Annotated in this window: 12 protein-coding genes; 6 read left to right on the forward strand and 6 right to left on the reverse strand. The window is 69.7% G+C overall.

Translation table 11 applies throughout. The features are described 5' to 3' along the window. Positions 1–33: 33 nt before the first annotated feature. Together ACWDVB_RS07985 and ACWDVB_RS07990 are read right to left on the reverse strand one after the other, a co-directional pair. Positions 34–1,413: an aspartate aminotransferase family protein gene (locus ACWDVB_RS07985; protein WP_451515822.1), complete on the reverse strand. Its 1,380-nt coding sequence runs from the start codon at positions 1,411–1,413 to the stop codon at positions 34–36. Beyond that, positions 1,398–1,943: an Lrp/AsnC family transcriptional regulator gene (locus ACWDVB_RS07990; RefSeq protein ID WP_451515823.1), complete on the reverse strand. Its 546-nt coding sequence runs from the start codon at positions 1,941–1,943 to the stop codon at positions 1,398–1,400. The genes ACWDVB_RS07985 and ACWDVB_RS07990 overlap by 16 nt, the downstream gene beginning before the upstream one ends. A 162-nt stretch (positions 1,944–2,105) precedes the next feature. Here ACWDVB_RS07990 and ACWDVB_RS07995 point away from each other — a divergent pair, with 162 nt between their 5' ends. The 3 genes from ACWDVB_RS07995 to ACWDVB_RS08005 all read left to right on the forward strand — a co-directional run bounded on the left by ACWDVB_RS07995 (position 2,106) and on the right by ACWDVB_RS08005 (position 7,652). Next, on the forward strand, positions 2,106–3,545 hold the full coding sequence (locus ACWDVB_RS07995; RefSeq protein WP_451515824.1) for a gamma-aminobutyraldehyde dehydrogenase: 1,440 nt from the start codon (positions 2,106–2,108) through the stop codon (positions 3,543–3,545). Positions 3,546–3,719: 174 nt separating this feature from the next. Further along, positions 3,720–6,320: an MXAN_6230/SCO0854 family RING domain-containing protein gene (locus ACWDVB_RS08000; protein ID WP_451515825.1), complete on the forward strand. Its 2,601-nt coding sequence runs from the start codon at positions 3,720–3,722 to the stop codon at positions 6,318–6,320. Positions 6,321–6,488: 168 nt separating this feature from the next. Beyond that, positions 6,489–7,652, forward strand: coding sequence for a polyamine ABC transporter substrate-binding protein (locus ACWDVB_RS08005; RefSeq protein ID WP_451515826.1), 1,164 nt, complete (start codon positions 6,489–6,491; stop codon positions 7,650–7,652). 340 nt (positions 7,653–7,992) lie between these two features. Here the strand turns inward: ACWDVB_RS08005 and ACWDVB_RS08010 are convergent, their stop codons facing one another. The 3 genes from ACWDVB_RS08010 to ACWDVB_RS08020 all read right to left on the reverse strand — a co-directional run bounded on the left by ACWDVB_RS08010 (position 7,993) and on the right by ACWDVB_RS08020 (position 19,247). Beyond that, a complete protein-coding gene (locus ACWDVB_RS08010) occupies positions 7,993–8,427 on the reverse strand; it encodes a hypothetical protein (RefSeq protein ID WP_451515827.1) in 435 nt (144 codons plus the stop codon). 11 nt (positions 8,428–8,438) lie between these two features. Continuing rightward, positions 8,439–14,810: an RHS repeat-associated core domain-containing protein gene (locus ACWDVB_RS08015; RefSeq protein WP_451515828.1), complete on the reverse strand. Its 6,372-nt coding sequence runs from the start codon at positions 14,808–14,810 to the stop codon at positions 8,439–8,441. Between the two features lie 84 nt (positions 14,811–14,894). Then, positions 14,895–19,247, reverse strand: a complete 4,353-nt coding sequence (locus ACWDVB_RS08020; protein WP_451515829.1) for a LamG-like jellyroll fold domain-containing protein — start codon at positions 19,245–19,247, stop codon at positions 14,895–14,897. Between the two features lie 216 nt (positions 19,248–19,463). Between ACWDVB_RS08020 and ACWDVB_RS08025 the strand changes: the two genes are divergently transcribed. Both ACWDVB_RS08025 and ACWDVB_RS08030 read left to right on the forward strand, forming a co-directional pair. After that, positions 19,464–19,763 carry a hypothetical protein gene (locus ACWDVB_RS08025; RefSeq protein ID WP_451515830.1) on the forward strand — a complete coding sequence of 100 codons (300 nt, stop codon included), beginning with the start codon at positions 19,464–19,466 and terminating at the stop codon, positions 19,761–19,763. A 643-nt stretch (positions 19,764–20,406) separates the two neighbouring features. Beyond that, positions 20,407–21,192, forward strand: a complete 786-nt coding sequence (locus ACWDVB_RS08030) for a GAF and ANTAR domain-containing protein (protein WP_451515831.1) — start codon at positions 20,407–20,409, stop codon at positions 21,190–21,192. A gap of 4 nt (positions 21,193–21,196) precedes the next feature. Here the strand turns inward: ACWDVB_RS08030 and ACWDVB_RS08035 are convergent, their stop codons facing one another. Further along, positions 21,197–22,111 carry a helix-turn-helix domain-containing protein gene (locus tag ACWDVB_RS08035; protein ID WP_451515832.1) on the reverse strand — a complete coding sequence of 305 codons (915 nt, stop codon included), beginning with the start codon at positions 22,109–22,111 and terminating at the stop codon, positions 21,197–21,199. A gap of 204 nt (positions 22,112–22,315) precedes the next feature. On the opposite strand from ACWDVB_RS08035, the gene tkt reads away from it, so the two are divergent. Further along, the gene (gene tkt / locus ACWDVB_RS08040) at positions 22,316–24,412 is read left to right on the forward strand and encodes a transketolase (protein ID WP_451515833.1); all 2,097 of its coding nucleotides are present in this window, start codon (positions 22,316–22,318) and stop codon (positions 24,410–24,412) included. Positions 24,413–24,484: the final 72 nt, after the last annotated feature.

The following is a 24,484-nucleotide window of genomic DNA, read 5'->3' on the forward strand; positions in this document are numbered from 1 at the left end:
CTGATCAGACAATCACGCGCGGACGACGGCCGGTCAGAGCTTCGTCCAGGCCTCCGTGAGGACCTGCCGCAGGATGCCCTCGATCTCGTCGAACGTCTCCTGCGTGGAGATCAGCGGCGGGGCGAGCTGGACGACCGGGTCGCCGCGGTCGTCGGCACGGCAGTACAGGCCGTTCTCGTAGAGCGCCTTGGAGAGGAAGCCGTACAGGACGCGCTCGGTCTCCTCGTCGTTGAAGGTCTCCTTGGTGGCCTTGTCCTTCACCAGCTCGATGCCGTAGAAGAAGCCGTTGCCGCGGACGTCGCCGACGATCGGCAGGTCGTGCAGCTTGCGCAGGGTCTGGTAGAACGCGTCCTCGTTGTCGAGGACGTGCTGGTTCAGACCCTCCTTCTCGAAGATGTCGAGGTTGGCGATGCCCACCGCGGCCGATACGGGGTGGCCGCCGAAGGTGTAGCCGTGCAGGAAGGTGTTGTCACCCTTGTAGAACGGCTCGGCGATCTTGTCGGAGATGATGCACGCGCCGATCGGGGAGTAGCCCGAGGTCATGCCCTTGGCGCAGGTGATCATGTCCGGGACGTAGCCGAACTTGTCGCAGGCGAACATCGTGCCGAGGCGGCCGAAGGCGCAGATGACCTCGTCGGAGACCAGCAGCACGTCGTACTTGTCGCAGATCTCGCGCACCCGCTGGAAGTACCCGGGCGGGGGCGGGAAGCAGCCGCCCGCGTTCTGTACCGGCTCCAGGAAGACGGCCGCGACCGTCTCCGGGCCCTCGAAGAGGATCTCCTGCTCGATCTGGTCGGCGGCCCAGCGGCCGAAGGCCACCGGGTCGTCGGCGTGGATCGAGGCGCGGTAGATGTTGGTGTTCGGCACCTTGTGCGCGCCCGGGACGAGCGGCTCGAAGGGGGCCTTGAGGGCCGGCAGACCGGTGATGGACAGGGCGCCCTGCGGGGTGCCGTGGTAGGCGACCGCGCGGGATATGACCTTGTACTTCGTGTAGTTGCCGGTCAGCTTGTGGTACTGCTTCGCCAGCTTCCACGCGGTCTCGACGGCCTCGCCGCCACCGGTGGTGAAGAAGACCTTGTTGAGGTCGCCCGGCGCGTAGTCGGCGAGGCGCTCCGCCAGCTCGACGGCCTTGGGGTGGGCGTAGCTCCACACCGGGAAGAAGGCGAGCTCCTTCGCCTGCTTGTACGCGGTCTCGGCGAGCTCGTGACGGCCGTGGCCGGCGTTGACGACGAAGAGGCCGGAGAGGCCGTCCAGGTACTTCTTGCCCTTGTCGTCGTAGATGTAGGTGCCCTCGCCACGCACGATGGTGGGCACGGGTGCGTTCTCGTAGTCCGACATGCGGGTGAAGTGCATCCACAGGTGGTCGTACGCGGTCTGGCTGAGGTCCTTGCTCACGGCTATCGGGTTCCCCACATATAGGTCTGCTTCTTGAGCTTGAGGTAGACGAAGCTCTCGGTGGAGCGCACGCCGGGGAGGGCGCGGATGCGCTTGTTGATGACTTCCAGGAGGTGGTCGTCGTCCTCGCAGACGATCTCCGCCAGGAGGTCGTACGAGCCCGCGGTCATCACCACGTACTCGGCTTCCGGCATGGCGGTCAGTGCGTCCGCGACGGGGTCGAGGTCGCCCTCTACCGTGATGCCCACCATCGCCTGCCTGCGGAAGCCCACGGTGAGCGGGTCCGTGACGGCGACGATCTGCATCACGCCCTGGTCGAGCAGCTTCTGGACGCGCTGGCGCACGGCCGCCTCGGACAGGCCCACGGCCTTGCCGATGGCGGCGTACGGACGGCGTCCGTCCTCCTGGAGCTGCTCGATGATCGCCAGGGAGACGGCGTCCACCGGAGGGGAGCCGTTCCCATTGCCGCTGCCGCCCGGATTTCCGGTACGGGAGCCGCGGGGGCTGCTGGGGTCTGCGCTGCGACTGGCCACGACCTCACTCTGCACGACGTCTCGTCACTTCCGCAAGACCAGACCGATGAAATTCGTTGTCTGTGGCTTCAATCTTCACGGATTCCGCAGTTCTGGGCCGCTGGGTATGTTGAAAGCGTCGGTATAGCGACTAGGGTGGGTGTCTCATCCACTGGACATCTGACTGGAGGGCCGGAAGTGAGCACCGAGCTGCGCCGTCTGCGCAACTACATCAACGGAGAATTCCGGGACGCGGCCGACGGACGGACCACCGAGGTGATCAATCCGGCGACCGGCGAGGCGTACGCCACCGCGCCGCTGTCGGGTCGGGCCGACGTCGACGCCGCCATGAAGGCCGCCGCCGACGCGTTCCCCGCCTGGCGCGACCAGACGCCCGCGGCGCGGCAGAAGGCCCTGCTGAAGATCGCCGACGCGTTCGAGGAGCGGGCCGAGGAACTGATCGCCGCCGAGGTCGAGAACACGGGCAAGCCGATCGGACTCACGCGGTCCGAGGAGATCCCGCCCATGGTCGACCAGATCCGCTTCTTCGCGGGCGCGGCCCGGATGCTGGAGGGGCGTGCCGCGGGCGAGTACATGGAGGGTCTGACCTCCATCGTCCGCCGCGAGCCGATCGGCGTCTGCGCGCAGGTCGCGCCGTGGAACTACCCCATGATGATGGGCGTATGGAAGTTCGCCCCGGCGCTCGCGGCCGGTAACACGGTCGTCCTGAAGCCGTCGGACACCACGCCCGCGTCGACCGTCCTGATGGCCGAGATCATCGGCTCCATCGTGCCGCCCGGCGTCTTCAACGTCATCACCGGCGACCGCGACACCGGCCGTGCCATGGTCGAGCACCCCACCCCCGCGATGGCCTCCATCACCGGCTCCGTGCGCGCCGGCATGCAGGTCGCCGAGTCCGCCGCCAAGGACCTCAAGCGGGTCCACCTGGAGCTCGGCGGCAAGGCCCCCGTCGTGGTCTTCGAGGACACCGACATCGCCAAGGCCGTCGAGGACATCTCGGTGGCGGGCTTCTTCAACGCGGGCCAGGACTGTACGGCCGCCACGCGCGTGCTCGTCCACGAGTCCATCCACGACGACTTCGTGACGGCGCTCGCCAAGGCCGCCGCCGACACGAAGACCGGGCAGCCGGACGACGAGGACGTGCTCTACGGCCCGCTCAACAACGCCAACCAGCTCGCGCAGGTCTCCGGCTTCATCGACCGGCTGCCCGCGCACGCCAAGGTCGAGGCGGGCGGCCGGCGGGTCGGCGAGAAGGGCTACTTCTACGCGCCGACCGTCGTCTCCGGCCTCAAGCAGGACGACGAGATCGTGCAGAAGGAGGTCTTCGGCCCGGTCATCACCGTGCAGCCCTTCACGGACGAGGCGCAGGCCGTCGAGTACGCCAACGGCGTGGAGTACGCGCTGGCGTCCTCCGTGTGGACCAAGGACCACGCGCGGGCGATGCGGATGTCCAAGGTCCTCGACTTCGGCTGCGTCTGGATCAACACGCACATTCCCCTCGTGGCCGAGATGCCGCACGGTGGCTTCAAGAAGTCCGGGTACGGCAAGGACCTCTCGGGTTACGGCTTCGACGACTACACGCGCATCAAGCACGTGATGACGTCCATCGAGGGCTGAATCCCACCACAGTTGACCCGCGCCTAATCCAGGTGCCGGGCCCGCCGCCCCCGCGTACCGTTGCGTACGCGGGGGCGGCTCCGTGGTGTGCTTCCTTCTCCCTTCTTATGCGAAAAGATCCGTAGCGCACCCACTCCCCGCCCCCGCCTTTCCGCTTCACGGGGGTGTGACCTGATGACGACGACCGACGACCTCGCCGGGCTCCTGCTGCGCCGCCGGCAGAGCGTGTACGTGCCTTCCGGTGCCGGACGGTCCGCCGAGACGGACGCCGGGGTCGTCGTACTCGAAGCCGAACTCGGCGACCGCGGGCACCTGTTGACCGCACCGCTGCGCCGCGCGCTGACCGCGCTGTCCGTCGGGGACCTCACCGCGACCGGGCGGAAGCTGCTCGCCGACGTCGACGCCCTGATGGGCTCCGACCGCCACCACGCCCCGCTGTTCCGGCGGTTCCCCGACGAGATCCCGTACCAGCACGCGTACGACCACTACACCTCCGCCGTCGTCGCCCACCTCGCCGCCCAGCCGCACCAGCCCTGCATGAACTGCGCGGGCACCAAGGCGCGGGTCCGCGCGCTCGCGCCCTGCGCGCACCTGCTGTGCGACGACTGCCACCGCAAGGAGAAGGACTGGGGCTGCTGCGACGACTGCTGCGTCTGGTACGCCTGCCAGATCTGCGAGAACCGCTACGAGACGGACGGGCCCACCGACCCGTGGATCGACACCGGCGCCGGACTCGGCGGTGACGGTGGCCCCGTCCTGCGCGCCCTGCGCCTCGCCGCGCCCGGCGACGCCGCCGCCGAACTCGCCGCCCTGCTCGCCCGCCGTACGCCCCTGAGCCCCCAGGACCACGACGACCTGGTCCTGCTCCTCGGGCACGCCGACCCGGCCGACGCCGCCCACTGGCTGCCCGAGGCCGCCATTCCGCTGCGCGAGAGCAAGGCGCTCGCCCTGGCGCCGCTCCTCGACCTCCTCGAGGCGCGCGCGCTCGTCGGGCGGTACGCGGACACCGCCACGGACGTCCTGCGGATCCTCGTCGTACGTTCCGGGGGCGACCCGGACCTGCTCGAACTGCGGCGCCTGCGCGGTCTGACGCGTCCCGTACGCCGTGCACTCCTGGCGCTGTTGGACCGGTTGGACTTCCGTCGCCTCGCCGAGGACATGGCCCGCCATCCGCGCGCCTGGAAGCGGGTCGGCGAGATCCTGCACCCCTTCGAGGCCGCCCACCGGCACGCGCGCGTGGCGCTCGCCTTCGCGGTCCTGCGCGGGACACGCCTCGGCGACCGCGCCCTCGACGAGCTGCTGCTCACCGAGGCCGCGCGGCACGACAGCGTCCGGCTCGCGGGCGACCGGCTGCGCGTCGTCACCTGGCACAGCCGCGTCGAGGAGGCCCTCGGCCGCTGGGACGTCACGGCCGCGGCAGGGCTTCTGCGTGAGCGTCCCGGTGAACTCCTGCGCCGACTCGACCTGTTGCTGGCCCGCTCCGGCGCCCAGACCCTCCCGGAACCGGTCGGCGAGGCACTCGCGGACGCCCTGCCGCGCACCGCGCCCGGCCCGCTGCTCGGCGCGTACGGACAGCTCAAGATCCGTACCGCCCCGTCGCACCGCCGCGTCTTCTTCCCGCGCGGGCGCGTCACCAAGGCGTTCGCCGTCGAGGACCACCGGCCGCCGCTGCCCTCCCGCGTCGCGGGCCGCGCCGGTGAGCTGATCGAGGCGGAGGCCGTGCGGCGCCTCACCGCGCGCGAGGGGGAGCGGTACGACGTGGCCGTCGTCGACGCCTCCCTCGCCGACCTGCCCGTGCCGTTCGCCGAGCGCGCGTCGGCGGCCTCCCTGGTCGCCGTGCCACGCGGCAGCTCCCTGCCCATGCCCGCGGACAGCGAGACCGTGCGGCTCTTCCTGCACTGGACGCAGCCCAAGGGCACCCGCGTCGACCTCGACCTGTCCGTCGCGCTCTATGACGACCTGTGGCGCTTCGTCGGCCTGTGCGACTACACGCAGCTGGAGTACGCGGGCGGCGCCGCCCGGCACTCCGGGGACCTGACCTCGGCGCCCGCCCCGCACGGCGCCACCGAGTACCTGGACCTCGACCTGCCGCGGCTCGCGCACGCCGGGGTGCGGTTCGTCGTGCCCGCGGTCCTCGCGTACAACGACGTGCCCTTCGACGAACTCCCCGACGCCTTCGCGGGGTTCATGGCGGTCGAGGGCAAGGCACGCGCCGTCTACGACCCGCGGACCGTACGGCAGCGCTTCGACCTCGCGGGCGACGCGAAGCTGCGCGTCCCGATGATCGTCGACCTGCGGACGCGGCGCGCCTGGTGGACGGACGTCACCCTCGCCACGACGGGGACCGGCCACGACGTATGGCGCCACCGCGAGCAGATCCGGCGCATGGGCAACGACCTGCTCGATACCTTCCAGCCGCGCGGCCGCGCCACCCTGTGGGAGCTGGCCTGCTGGACGGCCGCGGCCCGCACCGACGGCGACGTGTACGTGCGCGGACGCGGGCACGCCCTGTGGGGCTACCGCCGCGCGGCGGACGAACCGCGCGCCGACTTCGCGCTGCGCATCCGCGACGGCTGGGAGCCGGACGCCCTCCGCGCCGAGCCCGACCTCACGGGCCGCCGCGCGCTTCTCGCCCTGCTGCACGGCGAGTTGGCGGCCGCGGGAGACGCCGCGTCCGGCACGGTGTACCGCCTCTACCCCGGCCCGGTCGACGCCGCGCCGCTGGAGCGGATCACGGCGGGGGACCTGGCGGCGTGGCTGGAGCCCGCAGGGTGAGCGGGTCGGGTGAGCCGGTCGGGGGTGAGCCGGTCGGGTGAGCGGGACGGGGGGCGTGACGATCGACAGGGTGTCGGGTCAGGACCGTCGCGCTCGACGCAGCGTCCATTGCCCGGCGGGGACGCGCGGGCGCATGCTGCCGGGGTGCGAGCGAACCCCATAGCCTCCGTGTCCCGCCGGTCCCTGCTGCGTACCCTCGGCGGGGGCGCGGCCGCCACCGCGCTCGCGGGGTGCGGTGTGCCCGCCGCGTACATCGCGCCGGACGAGCGCTCCGCCGGTGACCGCTCGGCGAAGGACATGAGGCTGACCTTCGCCAACTGGCCGCTCTACATCGACACCGACGACGAGGACAAGACGAAGCGCCCCTCGCTGGACGCCTTCGAGAAGCGGACCGGGATCGACGTCCGCTACACGGAGGAGATCAACGACAACGACGAGTTCTTCGGCAAGATCAGCCCGTCCCTGATGAACCACCAGGAGACCGGCCGCGACCTCATCGTCATCAGCGACTGGATGTGCGCCCGTTTCGTGCGGCTCGGCTGGGTGCAGGAGATGGACCGCTCGCGCCAGCCCAACGTCACCAAGTACCTGGACCCGCTGCTGCGTTCACCGCACTTCGACCCCGGGCGGAAGTCCACCGTGCCCTGGCAGTCGGGCATCACCGGCATCGCGTACAACAGGAGGAAGGTCGGCCGCGAGATCAAGCACGTCTCCGACCTGTGGGCCGACGACCTCAAGGGCCGGGTCACGCTCCTCTCCGGCCTCGACGAGGCGTTCGCGCTGCTCCTCCAGGGCGACGGCGTCGACATCACCGAGTGGAAGGCGGACGACTTCCACCGGATGTGCGACAAGGTCGAGAAGCTGGTGAACAGCCACCACATCCGCCGCTTCACCGGCAACGACTACATCAAGGACCTCTCCAGCGGAGACGTCCTTGCCTGCCAGGCCTACAGCGGCGACGTCATCCAGCTCCAGGCGGACGACCCGGACATCGAGTTCATCGTCCCCGAGGAGGGCGCCGAGCTGTGGGCCGAGTCCCTGATGGTCCCCAACCTCGCCCGCCACAAGCGCAACGCCGAGCGGCTCATCGACTACTACTACGACCCCGAGGTGGCCGCGGAGCTCGCCGCCTGGGTCAACTACGTCTGCCCCGTCCCGGCGGCCCGCGACGTCCTCGCCTCCTCCAAGGACAAGGAACTCGCCGCACTCGCCGAGGACCCGCTGATCTTCCCGGACGACGCGATGCGGAAGCGGCTCGCCATCGCGCGGGACATCACCCCGAAGGAGCGCACGGAGTTCGCGAAGCGGTGGAACGCGTTGGCGGGGCTGTAGGGGCTGTAGGGGCGGCCGCTGTGACTGCGATCGCAAGCGTCGGCAAGCCGCGCCGCATAGAGATTCAGGCTGGCTTCTGCCCGGATCGATCCGCAGGGAACTGTAAACGCTCAGCTGGCGGGCTCGTTCTCCACCCTCTCCTGCCCGCACCCGACAGGCAACTTCCCCAGAGTCTGCCGTTCGCTCTTGTCGCCTGTCCGCGTGGCATCGAGGTCAAGAAGGCGCTCAGGCATTCAAGCCCGCCCTGATCACCCGCCGCTTCTCGTTCGGCGTCGCCACCCGGTTAAGCGGACAAGGGCCCCGCTCCTTTTGAGCGGGGCCCTTGCGTGTGGGGTATAGGTCAGCGAAGCAGTGCGTCAGGCACCGGGTTCTCGCTGCTGGTCAGCATCCTGGCCGTCTCCTCCCGCGTCCTCTTCCGCATGAAGGGAGCGGCTTTCTCGACGAACGGCTCCTCTTCGAGGAGGGCCTCCAGGACCTGGAAGTACACAGGTCCCGTAAGGGCGTGCGTAGAGCTGCGCACCAGAAGGTCCACGAACGCGAAGCACCTGTCCAAGAGCTCGGCGTCCGGTGACTCCTTCCTCAGTTCCGGCTGGATGACCGGTCGCGTGAATGCCTCGTCCAGGAGGGCGTAGGTGTCGTACTCGGCGGCCTCGCTCCTGACGGCCTCGGCCGCGGGCATTTCGTACAGCTCGGCGATGTACGTCGCCGTCTCCGGCACCATGCGCAGCAACAGCGCGGGCACTTCCAGCGGGTCGAGGTCACTCACCTCAATCATCGTCCTTCCCCTTACGCGCAGTTCCCGGACGAGGGATCGCAGATGGATCCGCCGCCGCCGTCATTCTCAGGGTAGTAAGGGTCTTGCCCCTTGGAGGCGCCGAAGGGGTCGAAGACGTCCTTGAACAATTCCCACGCACCGCGCTGCAAGCCGTACTCCCTCGCATAGCTGGGGGCCTGTGCGGCCGAGACCACTCCGCCCGCGATGCCGAACGACCTGGCGAAACCACGGATGCGTGAGGGCTGGCCGACCGGCTGCGGTCCCTTGTGCTTGACCGGCTCGAACTTCTGGCCCGTGAGGTCCTTGACGGCCGCCGTCTTCATGACGTCATCGAAGTTCTTCTGCATATGGGCCTTCATCGCCGGGTCCGCCTTCACCGTTTTCGCGACGTTACCGGTGACATCACGGGAGTTGAGCGCCTCCCACAGCTCCTCCGCCTCGGCCTTGGCGATGGCGAGGTCATGGTCGTCCAGCAGATTGCCCATGCCCTTGCCGGTCTCCCTGGCCTTTCGGTCCAGCTCCAGGATCGACGACATGTTCTTCAACGCGCCCCACCCCTTCTGGATGTGCCACTGCTGCTTGTTGTCCAGCCGCTTCCCATTGTTGAACTCATAGATGATGGCCGTCGCCGCCTTGCCGTTGCCGTACACCTTCTTCGCGGCGTCCTTCGCGTAGATGTTCTTCAGCCCATCAGCCAGTTTCGTATTGCTGACGTGCGGTCGTGCCGCCCTCGGCCTCGACGCCCCCGGATTCTTGTTGGCAACCCTCATCGCGGTCTTGAGCGTGTCCACGGCGCGGTTCATGAGATTGACGAACCAGCCGAAGAACTTACCGCTGGGGTCCGCATACGCCAGCGGGTTGTTGTTCCCGTAGGTGTATCCGTGCATCTGCTGGGCGTCCGAGGTGTCCATCACCGGGTCGACGGAGATGAAACGGCCCGTGTCCGGGTCGTATTCACGGGCGCCGAGATGGGTCAGACCGGTGCTCCTCGTCTCGTCGGTGCCGCCGACGAACCCCTTGCTTCCCGGCCAGGACTTCGGTGCGTCCCCGCGGGTGCCACCGAAGGGCAGCACCCGGCGCTGCGTGAGGGTCTGCCCGGCAGCCGCGACGGCCAGCACACCCGTGCCGTGATGGTCGCCGATCGTGAAGGAGAAGGAACCGTCGTCCGCACGCACGGCCTGGTTGCCGCTGCCCAGGTCGAAGTAGCGGGTGGCTCGGGCCTTGGCCGCGCCCTTGTCCAGGGTGACCTCGGTGTGGCCGAGGTGCAGCGTCGTCCGCTCCCCCGTACGGGAGATCAGCCGCTGGCCGTCGGCACCGTACAGGTAGTCGGTGACCTTGTCGGGCTTGCCTGCGACCGGCTCGGTGACCTTGCTGAGGTTGCCTTCCGCGTCCCAGGTCAACTTCTGGTCGCCGCGGCCGGTGGTGTTGCCGGTCTCGTCATAGGCGTAGCCGGTCTTGTGTGTGCCGTCCGGGCCGGTCGCGGTGACCGAGGTCAGCGCGTGGGCCTTCGCGGTGCCGGGTTCGGGGTATGTGTAGGCGCGCTCGATGTCCTTCCCGCTGTCGCCTGCGGGGTCGTGGCGGGTCTCCGAGAGGCGGTTGCCGACCTTGTCATAGGTGTACGAGTGCCAGTAGGGAGCCGGGCCACCGAGCGCTGTGGCGGACGGGGCCGGGTCGCACGTCTGCTCGCCCTGCGTCCACGCCTCGGTCAGGCGCCGCAGGTAGTCGTAGCGGAAGCACTGGTTGTCCGTGCCGGTGCGCGAGACGTCCTTGAGCGAGAGGACGTTGCCTGCCTCGTCGTAGGAGTAGCCGACCTGCTGGTCGACGCCCTTGACGTCCTCGCGGTCCACCCGGGAGGAGGCCAGGCGCTGGGTGCCCCACTCGTAGGTGTTCGTGATCCAGGTCTTCTTCCCGCCCTCGGTCGAGCCCAGTTCGTGCTGCAACGGCTTGCCGGTGTGGCTGAACTTGGTCGAAGCTGTCATGCCCTGTCCGAACACGGACGTCGGACGCAGCGTGTCCGGCTCATAGCCGTAGTTGACCGACCCGCCGGCCAGTGAGCCCGCTGCCGAGTAGCTGATTGCGGCGATCTTGCCCGACGGTTTGTACGCGGTGCCGGTCTGGTAGGTGCCGGCGAGCGCGCCCTCGGACTCGGGGATCACGACCGCGGTCCGCGCGGGGCGGTAGAGGCGGTCGTAGCCGGTGACCTTGGTCGTGTATGTGGCGTCCCCCACGTGGCGGGTGGACTCCGCGAGCTGGCCCCTGGCCCCGGGGATCGTGTCGTACGTCCAGCTCAGGCGCAGCTTCCCGGTGGCCGAGCCCTCGCGGACCTCGGTCTTGCGGCCGCTGTTGTCGTAGACGTTGACGAGGGTGACGTCGCGGGCGTCGGTGCTGGACACCAGCTGGTTGTGGTCGTCGTAGACGCTCCTCGTGGTGCCCTTGTCCGGGTCGCTCGTCTCGACGGTACGGCCCAGCTGGTCATAGGAGGTCGTCCAGTTGTTGCCCGCCGGGTCGGTCACCTTCGACAGCTGTCCGGAGGGCGTGTACGTGTACCTGGTGGCGTCGTAGGGCGCGTCGGCCCGCCGCTCGTGGTGTCGGCGCAGCTCGACCGTGTGGCCGCGGACGTCCGTGAGCGTCGTGGTGGCGGTCTCGCCCACCGGCGGGATCACCGTGGTCCGGTCGCCGTGGTAGCTGGTGGTCGTGGTGGACAGAACCTTGCCGCCGTCGCCGTTGCCGGCGATCACCTGAGCCCGCAAGGGGCGTCCCTGGCCGTCGAACGTGGTGCGGGTCTGCGACTCCACGGCCAGCGCGTCGGCGGGCTTGAAGAGTTCGGTGACGGGCTTGCCGTCCGTGTAGTAGTCCGCGAACGTCTTGCCGACGAGTCCGCGCGCGTCGTAGAAGACGTCCGAGACGAGGCGGCCGCCGTCCGGGCCCGGGGCCTGGGACTGCCGCTCCCTCAGGAAGCCGTCGTAGAGCTTGTACGAGGTGATCTGGCCGCCGTTGTTGTCGAGTAGCTTGGTGGCGACGGTCACCGGCTTGCCCTCGGTCACGGTGTAGGCGAATTCGTACGTCGGTGTGCCGGACGTCTTGCGGTCGGCGAGCCACACCTTGGTGGAGCGGCCGAGCGCGTCGTAGGCGAACTGCGTCGCTTTGCCGTTGGTGTCTGTCTCCTTGAGCGTGTGTCCGCGCAGGGGGTCAAGCTGTGCCGTGGTCGTCTGCGCGCTCTTCGGGTCGAGCCGCTTGGCCGGTGGCGAGGTGGTCGTGGTCTGGGTGGGCACGCCCGTCGCCGGGGTGTACCTCGTGGTCGTGGTGCGGCCGTCGGTGCGTTTGGTCCGCACCGGGGCGCCGTCCGCGGTGACCGTGACGTCGGCCGTGAGGTCGGTCGCCGTCAGTTCGCGGCCGTAGCCGTCGAAGGTCGCGCCGACCTCAAGGTAGGTGGCCTTGGTGCCGTGGCGGCCCTTGAGCGTCGCCGTCGCGGTGACGTCACCCTTCGTGGGTGCCGCGCCGTAGCCACCGTCGTCGTAGGCCGTGCGGACGTCACTGATGACGTCCTTTTCCCGGTCGGCGCCGACGCCGCAGGTCTTGGCGACCGTCTCCACCCGCGAGGGCAGGTTGAGGATGTTCTTGCCGGTATTGGTCGCGTACTCGGTGCGGGTGCATTTGTCGTCCGTGCCGTCGGCGGTGTCGCCGCGGTCGTCGACCGATGTGACGCGCCCTGCCACCTTGTCGTACGTGGTGACGGTGGTCGCCGTGCGCCACTTGGCGCCCGCGCCGTCGTCGAGCGAGGTCCACGCCCGGGTCTCGGACGTGCCGGTGAAGCCGGCGGTGACGGTGCCCCAGTCGCGCACCTTCTTCGCGGTCAGGTGGTGCCAGGGATGGTTGACGGACTTGCCGATGGCCTTGCCGCCGGGCCCGTCGAACTGGACGGTCCGGTAGGTGTAGCCGACGAGTGCCGCGTCGTCGGTGAGCGGCTCGCCCTCGCCGTCGCCGAGGGACACGCGCACGCTCTTGGATCCGCCGGAGGCGTTCTTGCGGTCACCGTCCATACCTCGCAGGAAGTAGGTGTCCTCCTGCGACTCCATGGCCGAGGCGCCCCCTTGACCACCGGTTCGGACCCGGACGTGGCCGTAGCCGCGCCACTGGGACCAGGTTCTGTGCTTCTCCTTGGTCAGGCCGTCGTCGTCGTTGTGGTGCCAGGCCGCGCCGTCCAGGTAGTCGTAGTTCGTCACCTGGTCCGGGGCGCCGCCGGTGCGGTCGGTTGCCACCACGGAGGTCACGACGTACTTGTTGAACCACTGGCGCACCGGAGCGTTCCGGGCGTCGCCCCCGATGTACTGCGGGAAGCAGCGGGTGGTGTTCGTCTCGGGCTCGGGGAGCTTGGCCGCGTCGCAGGCGGGCGCCGAGTACGTGGCGTCGATCTGCCCGCCGGACTCGTCGGCCACGGTCGACAGACGGGACTTGATGAACGGCGCGAAACCGTCACCGGTCTTGTCCATGCGGTTGGCGAGCTGCGTGTACGCGAAGGTGGTCTTCGGCAACGTGACCGCCGGGGACGCGGTGTGTCCCGTGTGCTGGACGCTGTCGAGCAGCAGCTGATAGTCGGTGTCGGCCATGCCCCAGCGGTGGCCGAGCTTCCACGAGTCGACCTGGCCGTAGGTGCCGTCGCCCTTGAGGACCTCGGTGCTGACCTCGGTCAGGCGCTTGCGGGTCCAGAAGGAGGGGGCGAGGCGCGCGCCGTCGCACTTCTTGCCCGCCTCGCAGTTCAGGTCCCAGGGCGTGTCGTACCAGTGGAACGACTGCTTGCCGATCGTGTCCGGCGCACAGGTGACGCCGTCGGCGGGCAGGCACCGCTCGGCATTGCCGAACACGACGCGTGCCTCCGGCTTGGTGCCGTACATCGTGGAGGACTTCAGACCGTAGTCGATGCGCTTGAGGTAGCCGCCGCGGGTGTACGGGGTGTCGTCCTCGGCCTTGAGGTCGCGGCCGTAGTGGTTGGTCTCCTTGCCGTAGTGGTAGGAGATCGCGTTTCCGTGGGTGTCGACGACGTAGTCGAGGTTCCAGCGCCAGGCCTGTCGGCACCACGACTTGGCATAGGTGTCCGCGTGGCAGGGCTCACCCGCGTTGTTGCCGTAGACCGGCACGGTCCAGGTGGAGTCCGTGGTCTCCTTGCCGTCCTTCCAGCCCGGCAGCCGGTGGTAGCCGAAGTAGTAGCGGGTGCCGTTGGGGTCGGTCACCCGCCAGTACTCGCCGTCGTCGTCCCCGTTGTCGCGGCCGGTGGACTTCAGGCGCTTGATCTTGGTGCCGTCGTCTTGCTGGAGCTTCCACTCGTCGTCGCCGGCCGGTACGAGTTCGCCGCCCTTGCCGTTGAACGACACGAAGGCGTTGTCGTACTTCCAGCACAGGTCACCCGGCTTGTTGCCGCCGGTTCCCTTTTCCCCGTCCTCGGCGCACGACTGGTAGCGGCGCTCGATGAAGCCGGGCGAGAGGTCGAAGCCGTCGCCGACCCATGACGCCTGGTTGTTGGTCTCACCGGTACGGCCGTCCACGGTGCCGGAGTTGTAGCTGAGGCCGACATCGGGCGACAGACCCCCGGGGACCTCGGGCACGGGCATGTCGTAGGCCCAGGTGAAGTCCCCGGTGTTGAGATTCGTCTGCCAGGTGGCCGACGGGGACAGCGGAGTGGCCTTGTAGTCGCCCTTGTCGCCTTTCGTCTCGGCCGCGGCGGCGAAGACGGTGGCCCGGCCCGCACGCAGGGACACCCTGTCGGCGGTGAGGGTGTGCTTGGCGGTGTTGTTCTCCGCGGTGACCGGGGTGCCGGTGCGGCATTGGGCCCTGCCCGGGTCGGTGAGCACGCAGCCGGGGAGCTGGACCAGCTTCAGGCGGGAGGCGTAGCCGCCGCCGAAGGCCGCGGCGAAGTCCTGGTAGTCGACGGTCACCGACACATCCCCGGCAGGGGCCGCCCGCTTCTCGGGCTTGGGCGCGAGGGTGAACAGAAGACCGTCCACCCCCGCACGTTCGGAACGGCCGCGGTCCAGGACCTTGGCCTCGACCTTGCCGTCGAGGGCGCTCTTCGCTTCGGTGGCGGGGGCGAGTCCCACGGGCAGGTCACGGGGGCGGGACTCCCGGGAGAGGTCGACCGTCGCCGTCGCAGGTTCGGGCCAGTCGGCCTCGGGGGCCTTGGCGGGGGTGCGCGGCGTCGACGTCAGCTTGCGGGGGCGGACCTTGATGCCGTCCCGTCCCGGTACGGGCTTGTCGGTTCTCGGAAGGCCCGGGCGGTCGTTGCCCTGCGCCGCGACCGGGGACGCGGCCGCGCCCTGGATCAGGCCGCCGACCATGAGGGCCGAGAGGGCCAGCGCGATGCGTTTGCGTCGCGCGGATATGAGGTGCATGGGTGTTTCCGTTGGGTGGTTGAGGTGGTCGGTGTGGAGAGGTGGTTGCTGTGGCGCCGCGCGGGCCCGGGAGTTCGCCGGGGCCTACGAGGACGAACCCGCCGGTACCTGTGTCGGGAGGTCGAACCAGGAGCCCGCCAGCTCCTCGACCTGGCTGTCGTTCAGGGCGCCCTGGAAGACCCAGACGTCGTCGATGGAGCCGCCGAAGTACTCGCCCCAGGACCCGTCGTTCCGCGCTCGACCCACCTGCAAGGTGTCACCGGCCGTGAAGCCGACGACGTTGTCACCGGTGGCACCGCGGTCCTCGCAGGCGCCTTCGCCGTCAGGGCAGGTGGTCTCCTGCAGCACCCCGTTGACGTACAGCCGCGCCTGCTTGGCGAAGCCGTCGTGGACGACCGCCAGGTGGTTCCACTCGCGCACGTCGTAGAACTCGGTGTTCACCATGCGCTCGTACGTCGCCGAGGCGCCGTCCCGGTCCGGCATCGCGAGTTCCCACCGCCCGCGCTCCTCGGGGTCCTTGGGGTCGGGCACGAAGCGCACCGCGAACGCGCTCTGCTCGGCACCGGCCGCGCTGACGACGGTTACTCCATCCTTCGGTATCGACGCGGCCTGCGCCCACGCGGTCGCCGTGAAGCTGGCGCCGGTGTCTACGGGCACTTCGGAGGTCGCGGCGTGACCGGTGGTGCCGTTCAGGACAAGACCGCCGTCGCCCATGTACGCGCCGTCGGAGCCCACCTGGGCGCCACCGCCGAGGGTCATCCGGTGACCCCACTCCGAGTCGTCCGGTGTGGTGGCCGGGGATCCCGTGCCCGCGATGTCGAACTTCCAGCGGCCCTTGACCAGTGGTCGCTCCTTGAACAGCTGCCGGACCTCCTCGGCCGACACGGGCCGGTCGTAGAGCCGTACGTCGTCCAGGGTGCCTGGGAAGAACGCGTCGGGCCCGCCGCTGTACCTGCTCGCGCCGATGTACATCGACTGGTCGGCATAGAAGGAGCCGCCGAGCTTGGCCGAGCCGGCCGCCCGCCCGTTGACGTACAGCGTGAGAGTGTCGGCGACGACATCGTGCACGCCGGTCAGATGGACCCACTCGCCGACGGTCGCCGTGCCGGCCTTGGGGCCCATGGCGCGGATGATGCCCGCGTCCACCTTGTCGGCCGCGTACTGGTTGAACACCCAGCGGTCGAGGGCCTTGGAGTAGTACAGCTCGAAGCCGGGGCGCGCCTTGCCCGCCTGGGCCGCGACGACCGCCGTGGCGTCCGGCTTCTTGTCGAGCCTGGCCCAGGCGGAGACTGTGAAGCTGCGTGCGGTGTTCACATGGGGGCCGCTGGTCCGCCCGATTCTCGCGTACCCGTCGGTTCCGTTGAACCGCACGGCCTTGCCCGCCACGCCCTCGCGGCCGGGCGTCACGCCGCCGTGGAACTCGGCGGGCAGCACATCGGCGTGGCCCTGGATCGCAGTGGCCGATTCGGGGTCGTCGAGCGGGAAGACCGCGACGGCCGGGCGGCCGGGGTCCCCGACCTGCCTGAGGTCGTGCAGTGCGGCGACCTCCTCCGCGGCGACGGGCTTGTCGAAGAGTTGCACGTCGTCCACGGCGCCGGGGAAGAAGGCGCCGGGCCTGCCGTCGTACGAGCCCGCGCCGAACCGCAGACCGCGGCGAGCATTCCAGGCATTCGGCAGGTCCGCCGCACCGGCCAGCTTGTTGTCGACGTACAACTGCAGGCGTCCCGCGACGCCGTCGAAGGAGCCGACCAGGTGCGTCCACGCACCGACCCGCACGCCTGTGGGTCCGGCCGCCATCGCGCGCGCGATCTTCGCGTCGGGGCCGTCGGACGTGTACTGGTTGAAGACCCAGCGGTCGAGGTCCTTGGAGTAGTAGATCTCGAAGCCCGGCCGGTGGTTGCCCGGCTGGGTCACGGCGATCGCCGGTGCTTCGGGCTGCTTGTCGAGCTTCACCCACGTTGAGACGCTGAAGCCGCGGTCGGTGTTCACCACCGGGGTGTCGGTGTCCGCGTACCCGCTGGTGCCGTCGAAGTGCAGTGCGGTGCCCTTCTTGCCGGGCACGCCCGGCTTCGCGCCGCCGTGCAGCGTCGCGGTGCGTGCGGGGGCCGATCCCTTGGCCTTGGTGGCTCCCGCGCTCTCGTCCAGTTGCCAGGTGGCGCGTTCGGGCTGTCCGGCCTTCACGCGGTACTGGTAGGTGTGGATCTCCGAGGCATTGCCCGCCTTGTCGAAGGCCTGGGCGGTGACGAAGTTGAGGCCCGGCTTGCCGGGCAGCACCTTCGCGGTCCTCGCCGCGCCACCGGACGTGGAGAGCTCGTTCTTGGCGCTCGGGTCCCCGTTGACGCCGTAGCGGTAGCGGGTGACGTCCGTGGACGACGACTTCAGGCTGAAGTCACCGTACTGGCCGACCCCGTCGAACCACGGGTCGTCCGGGTTGTCCGCGTCGGACGCCGGGTACTCGCCGGAGGACACCGAAGGCGCCTTCGGCACGCTCGTGTCGTACACGAAGTAGCAGGCGGTCGGGTCGCCCGCGAACGACCACGGCGAGTACTGCGCGCCGTCGTAGGAGCGCACGTACCAGTGGACGGGCTTGTTCGCGGGAACCGACTTCGGCAGGTCGATCACGAAACGTGAGCCGGACTTCTTCGCCGCGGTGCGCGATGGCTTCCAGCGCGGCACCATGCCCTTGCCGTCGCCCGCGTCCCACTGGGCCTCGAACTGCACCGACACGCTGTCCTTGTCGGGGTCGGTGACGTCATTGGCGTAGATCTTTCCGAGCGTGCGCACGCGCGGCGCATCCCCGGGCCGCTTGCAGACACCGCCGTACTCCATCGTCAACTGAGACATCTTGATCTGCGCCGGCGGCCGGTTGTACTTCACACGCAGGTACGCCTTGTCGGAGAACCGCTTCCAGCCGTACTTGTCGCTCTCGGACGTGGCCCGCATGCCGAAGGTCATGTCCGGCCACTTCTTGTCGGCGGCCTCCTGCACTCCTGACTTGACGTCGAACTCCGCGTCCCTGGCCCCGCAACCGGAGGCTCCGTGGGCGAACGACTCCGTTGCCAGCTTCTTGACCCAGAAGCCAGAGGCGTTCTGCGAGTTCCACGTGGTCTTGCCGGTGATCCCCTTGGTCCGCCACAGCTGCACCTCGCGCTTCGAGCACGAGGCCGTGTGCACATTGCGCACGACGAACTCCGCCGACAAGATCGACTTGCCCGCGAACTTCGAGGTCGGGATCTGGTAGAAGAGCCGCTTCGTGTCGTGCGGGGCGCAGTAGTCCCAGCCGCAGTAGCCGAGGCCCGCGTCGTGCTTGCCGTTGAACTTCCACTGCGGGGCGCCGGCCCAGTACTTCGAGGCCATCGTCCAGGTCGACGCGCGCGGTGAGTACCACTGCGGGTCGATGAAGACCGGGTACCGGGTGTCCTCGCCCTTGAGGACATCCTGGTCGGGCTTGAGGACCAAGGCGTTTTGTCGGGAGGGGAGGTCCACGTCGACGGGGGCGAGCTTCGCGGACTCGGCGGCGCCAGGCTCTGGGGCACCGGGTGCCGGGGCGCCGGCATCGGGGGCGCCCGCCGGTGCGAAGGCCACACGGGCCGTGCGGACACGGGTCTTGCCGGAGCCGCTCGTCCCGCCGGAGGCGCCGGAGGCATCCGCCTCGCTGGAGTCACCGGTGCCTGAGTCCCACATCATCGGCCGCGGCGCCTCGAACACGACGCCCTTGGCGCCCTTGTCGGTGGCCTCGAGGCCACCGTCCGCCGTCTCCCGCGTGTCCAGGCCCTCAGTGCGCAGCCTCAGCTTGAGTTCGGCCAGCTCCGGGCTTGCCGCAGCCTTGGCCGACTTGACGATGAGCAGCTGCGAGAAGCCGTCCTGCTGTGCTCCCATGCGCAGGTCGACCCCGTCGAGCACGTCGCGGTACGTGGCCGTCGCGTCGTCGAGTTCGGGCGCGGGGAGCTTTCCTGGCCAGGAGAGCTCCAGTTCGCGGCCCGCCTTCCACATGCGCACCAGCGGGACGTCGGCCCCGCCGCCGGAGAACGCCAGCCGCGCTGTCGTCACCTTGGGGGCGACCATGCCACCGGCGACCGGGGCCAGATCGGTGTCGATCCGCTGCCAGCGGCCGTCGATCCGCGCCCGCACCGGACGCAGATACTCACGAGCCTCCAAGTCACCCTCGGGCGTGGCGAAGACGTCACTGCTCTCACCGCGCAGCGCCGCGATTTCCACGCTCTCGCCGGTCCGCTCGGCCTGGGCCCTCGCCTGATCCTCCGACAGCGACCCGCCGACAGTTGGGTCTTCCCGCTCGGCCTGCGCGGCGGCGGGCGGAGCCGCCTCCCGCGCGGCCGCCGGGGCACTGCCCCCGGGCAGCAACCCGCATGACAGCGCTCCACTCACAACGAAAGCCAGAACGCCCCCGGTGCCGCGTACCCGCGTACGCGTCCCCATCACCACATCCCACCCCAAAAATGAAGATTCTCTTAAGCAACCGGCAGAACCTATCCGTAGCCCCAGGGCACGGAGCAAACCGGCGAAAGGGTCAAACAGGCTCAATGGCTCCTGGTGGTCATGTGGGGAATGTCATGACTCCAAATGGTTGCCCCATGCATGGAAGCGATCTCATAACCGCCCGGTCACACCAAGATCACGAAGGAGCCCGTGGGCATGCCGTCGTTCGGGCTGGGCACCGAAGCGGCGGGGCACGGCCGCGATCCAGGGACGGCTGCCCTGCAGCACACGACGCTGGAGCAGGCCGTGGCACGGGGAACGCCATTCATCGGAGTACGGAGCCGGGCGTTCTGGTGCTCCCGCGATCAGAGCATCGTCCGCCGCACTCCGCCCGTCGCCGCCTGCTCACCACATCACTGGGATGCCTTGTACGACCACCTTCAAGATCAGATTCAATCCTGGAAACTGAGGAGATCCGGGGCGCCCGGCAGTGACACCGGCACCGGCACCGACTGAGGCGGTCGTCTTGCGTATGTGCGTGACAGGCGGGTGCTCGTTGTCTCGTCGCCTGACCTGGCAGGGTGGGACCTGATGGGGGTGTCGAGTCCGGACTTTTGCTGAAGCTGCTTGGCGTCATCGCAGGCCAGGAATGTGGCCTGGTGTCAACTGCAAGGCCTGGTCACAGTGCTGGGGCGGCAGGAGTAGGGGCGGCCGCCGCCGGAGGCGGAGGTGCCGGCGTCGGCGGCGGCCGGGAGCGCGAGAAGGCCGGGGCTCCCCTTCGCGGCCTCGCGCGCTCGTCGTCCCCACACCGGCCCCGGGATGCGCGGGAGTGCAACCCGGTTGGGGCGGGCGGGTGGGGACGGAGGGTTGGAACCGCCCGGTGTCGGCGCTGCGCGGTTCCAGCCGGGTCCGAGCTCATCGGGCCAGGGGTACCTCGCGCACATACGCGTACACCGGCAGGTCACGGCGGGTCGGCATGGTCATGGTCTGCTCCCGGGCAGTGTGGAACCGGGGTTCAGCCGCTGCCTGACCGCACCTCATCTCGAAAGTAGCCGATCGCTGTCGCCGGGTGAAGCCCTGTTCGGGAATCCGGCCGGTCATGCCGGTCCCCCTTGTGGGTACGCGATCCGGGACACCGTCATCGTCGTGGGGACCCACCATGACCGCCGAAGGACCACCGGACCCGTCCGGCATCGGGGAGCAGGCCCTGGCCCAACTCCAGGCGCTGCTCCTGGACTCCGACCGCCTCGACGACTTCCTCCAGGACCTCGTCCGGCTCACCACGCAGCTGCTGCCGATGCGGCTGTCCTGCTCCATCACCCTCAACCCGGAGGACCGTCTGCGCACCGCCGCCGCCAGCGACGACATGGTCCACCGCTTCGACCAGGACCAGTACGACCTCGGTGAAGGCCCCTGCCTGGCCACCCTCCACAGCGGCGAGGCCCACGCGATCACCGACATGCGCACCGAGGAACGCTTCGGCTCCTTTCCCGCCCGCGCGCAGGCGCACGGCATCCTCAGCCTGCTCGCGCTGCCGCTGACCCCGCCCGGCCTGGGCACCAGCGGAGTCCTCAACCTGTACGCCTCCGAGAAGGACGCCTTTCCCCCGGCGGTCCGCGACCAGGCGGCGGTCTTCGCCAGCTACGCGGCGGGCGCCCTGGGCGTCGCCCAGAAGATCGCCAACCAGACGCGGTTCAGCACCGATCTGCAGGCCGCGCTGGTCTCCCGCACCGTCATCGACCAGGCCCTTGGCGTCATCATGGGCCAGCAGCGGTGCACCGCCGAACGGGCCTTCCAGATCCTCGGCCGCGCCTCCCAGAACCGCAACATGAAACTCCGCGACGTCGCCGTCGGCCTCATCACCCAGGTCAGCGGCGCACCACCGGCCAAGTCCCCGCTGCGCCCACGGACGCCGCCGTCGGCCCCGGGCGCGGGGGAGCGGTAGACGCTCAGGCCTGTTCCGCCCGGAACCCCGCCGGCGTCACACCGGTGCGCTGCTGGAAGAACTTCGAGAAGTTCGCCGAGTCCGCGAAGCCGACGGCCACTCCGATGCGGCCCGACGGCAGGTCGGTGTGGGCGAGGAGCCGCTTCGCCTCCAGGATCACGCGGCGGTCGATGAAGTCCTTCGGGGTCTGGCCGGTGGCGGCGCGCACGGCGCGGACGAGGGTGCGGCGCGAGTAGCCGAGCTCGTCGGCGTACGCGCTGACGCTGTGGTTGGTCGTGAAGCCCCGCTCCACCGCGGTGCGGAACCGGGAGAACGTCGTGTCCGGCAGTGGTCTGCACTCGTCCGCCGCCGCCTGCGCCGACACGTGCGCCACCCGCAGCATGAAGGCCGTCAGGGAGTGCCGGAGCACCGACGTGTGCAGGCTCAGCGGCAGCGTCGCCGTGTCCAGGTACTCACGCTGGAGCTGACCCAAGGAGGCCTCAAGGGCGGCCAGTTGGGGCTCTTCGGGGTGCAGGAGTGGCGGCCTGTCGTAGCGGTACAGGCCCGTCGCCTCCACGATCGCGCGCGGCAGGAAGCCGGGCTGCATCGTGAGCGCCGTGCCGACGTAGCTGTCGGTCGCCGAGAAGCCGTGCACCTGGCCGGGCCGGATCCACAGGACGTCACCGGCCCCCGCCTCGTACTCCGTGAAGTCGACCATGTGGCGGACCGGGCCCTCGCGGAAGAAGAGCAGGACGTGGAAGTCGATGCGGTGCACGCGCCGCGAGAGGCCGACGCCGCCCGCCCAGGGGCCGTCCGTGCCCATCGGGCCGACCTGCATCCCGACCCCGGAGACGCTCGCGCTCGCGTCGAAGGGGTAGGTACGGATGTGCTCCGCGGCTCCCAGATGTGCGCTCGGATGTGCGCTGTCCCGCTCCGTCATGCGTGTTCCCTGCGTCTCCGTCGGCCAGGGCCGTCTCCACGCCCTGCGCGTGTCCCATTTTCACCGAACGCTGACACGGGGGCACCTTCCTCCGTAAAAGTATGACCTTTAAGTTCGTAAGTGGCTGGACCAGGGCCTTTGGCCCGGACCGCCGGTGCCTCGCGGCACCGCTGATGCACCACGGATGCGAAGGAAGTCATACAGATGAGCACGCAGACACCGGACGGCCTCGACCCCTTCGAGCGCCCCTTCGAGTGGACCGGAACCGACCGGCGTGCCGTCGACACCGCCCGCCTCCTGGCGGCCGATGCCGTGCAGAAGGTCGGCAACGGACACCCCGGCACGGCCATGAGCCTGGCGCCCGCCGCGTACACCCTCTTCCAGAAGGCCATGCGGCACGACCCGGCCGACCCCGAGTGGACCGGCCGCGACCGCTTCGTCCTCTCTCCCGGCCACACCAGCCTCACCCTCTACACCCAGCTCTTCCTCTCCGGCTACGAGCTGGAGCTCGACGACCTGAAGGCGTTCCGCACGCAGGGCTCGAAGACCCCTGGCCACCCCGAGTACGGGCACACCGCCGGTGTGGAGACGACGACAGGACCGCTCGGCCAGGGCCTCGCCAACGCCGTGGGCATGGCCATGGCCGCCCGCTACGAGCGCGGCCTGTTCGACCCCGAGACCCCCCAGGGCGCGAGCCCCTTCGACCACACCATCTGGGCGATCGTCTCCGACGGCGACCTGGAGGAGGGCGTCTCCGCCGAGGCCTCCTCGCTCGCCGGACACCAGAAGCTCGGCAACCTCGTCTTCCTCTACGACGACAACCACATCTCCATCGAGGGCGACACCGACACCGCGTTCTCCGAGGACGTCGCCAAGCGCTACGAGGCGTACGGCTGGCACGTGCAGCGCGTCGCACCGCAGGCCGACGGCGACATCGACGTCAAGGCCCTGTACGAGGCGCTCGCCGCCGCCAAGGCCGAGACGCAGCGCCCGTCCCTCGTCGTGATGCGCACGATCATCGCCTGGCCCGCCCCCAACGCCCAGAACACGGCGGGCTCGCACGGCTCCGCGCTCGGCGCCGACGAGATCGCCGCCACCAAGCGCGTCCTCGGCTTCGACCCCGAGCAGTCGTTCGTCGTGGAGGACGACGTCATCGCCCACACCCGCAAGGCCCTCGACCGCGGCGCCGAGGCGCACGCCGCCTGGGACAAGCGGCTCGCCGAGTGGCGCACCGCCGACCCCGAGCGCGCGAAGCTGTTCGACCGTGTCCTCGCGGGCCGCCTCCCCGAGGGCTGGGAGCAGGCGCTTCCCGCCTTCGAGGCCGGTACGAAGCTCGCCACGCGCGCCGCGTCCGGCAAGGTCCTCCAGGCCCTCGGCCCGGTCGTCCCCGAGCTGTGGGGCGGCTCCGCCGACCTCGCGGGCTCGAACAACACGACGATCGACAAGACGTCGTCGTTCCTGCCGAAGGGCAACCCGCTCCCGGAGGCCGACCCGTACGGCCGCACCGTCCACTTCGGCATCCGCGAGTTCTCGATGGCCGCCGAGATGAACGGCATCGCGCTGCACGGCAACACCCGTATCTACGGCGGCACCTTCCTGGTCTTCTCCGACTACATGCGCAACGCCGTGCGGATGTCGGCGCTCATGCAGCTGCCCGTCACCTACGTGTGGACGCACGACTCCATCGGTCTCGGCGAGGACGGCCCGACCCACCAGCCGGTCGAACACCTGGCCTCGCTGCGCGCCATCCCGGGCCTGAACGTCGTACGCCCGGCCGACGCCAACGAGACCGCCGTCGCCTGGCGCGAGATCCTGCGCCGCGGCTCGGACAAGCCCGCCCCGCACGGCCTGGCGCTGACCCGGCAGGGCGTGCCGACGTACGAGGCCAACGAGGAAGCCGCCAAGGGCGGTTACGTCCTGGCCGAGGCGTCCGAGGCCACCCCGGACGTGATCCTGATCGCCACCGGCTCCGAGGTGCACCTCGCCGTCGGGGCGCGGGAGCGTCTGGAGGCCGAGGGGATCGCCACGCGCGTCGTGTCGATGCCGTCCGTCGAGTGGTTCGAGGAGCAGCCGCGTGAGTACCGCGACAGCGTCCTGCCGCCCGCCGTCAAGGCCCGCGTCGCCGTCGAGGCCGGCATCGGTCTGACCTGGTACCGCTATGTCGGGGACGCCGGACGCATCGTCTCCCTGGAGCACTTCGGCGCCTCCGCGGACGCCGACGTCCTCTTCGCCGAGTTCGGCTTCACCGCCGAGAACGTCGCCGCCGAGGCGCGTGAATCCCTCGCCGCGGCCCGCGCCTGACCCGTACGCCCTGCGCGTCCGCTCCGTCCGGACGCCCCGCGCGCCTGACTCCCGTAACACCTGAAAGAAGTT

It is taken from the genome of Streptomyces sp. NPDC003379 (genome assembly GCF_053589195.1).

Bases quoted from the DNA above. Each gene is read 5' to 3' on its own strand.
- ACWDVB_RS08000 (WP_451515825.1), top strand. From the start codon at position 3,720: ATGACGACGACCGACGACCTCGCCGGGCTCCTGCTGCGCCGCCGGCAG.
- ACWDVB_RS08010 (WP_451515827.1), bottom strand. From the start codon at position 8,427: ATGATTGAGGTGAGTGACCTCGACCCGCTGGAAGTGCCCGCGCTGTTG.
- ACWDVB_RS08015 (WP_451515828.1), bottom strand. From the start codon at position 14,810: ATGCACCTCATATCCGCGCGACGCAAACGCATCGCGCTGGCCCTCTCG.
- ACWDVB_RS08020 (WP_451515829.1), bottom strand. From the start codon at position 19,247: ATGGGGACGCGTACGCGGGTACGCGGCACCGGGGGCGTTCTGGCTTTC.
- ACWDVB_RS08025 (WP_451515830.1), top strand. From the start codon at position 19,464: ATGCCGTCGTTCGGGCTGGGCACCGAAGCGGCGGGGCACGGCCGCGAT.
- ACWDVB_RS08030 (WP_451515831.1), top strand. From the start codon at position 20,407: ATGACCGCCGAAGGACCACCGGACCCGTCCGGCATCGGGGAGCAGGCC.
- ACWDVB_RS08035 (WP_451515832.1), bottom strand. From the start codon at position 22,111: ATGACGGAGCGGGACAGCGCACATCCGAGCGCACATCTGGGAGCCGCG.
- tkt (WP_451515833.1), top strand. From the start codon at position 22,316: ATGAGCACGCAGACACCGGACGGCCTCGACCCCTTCGAGCGCCCCTTC.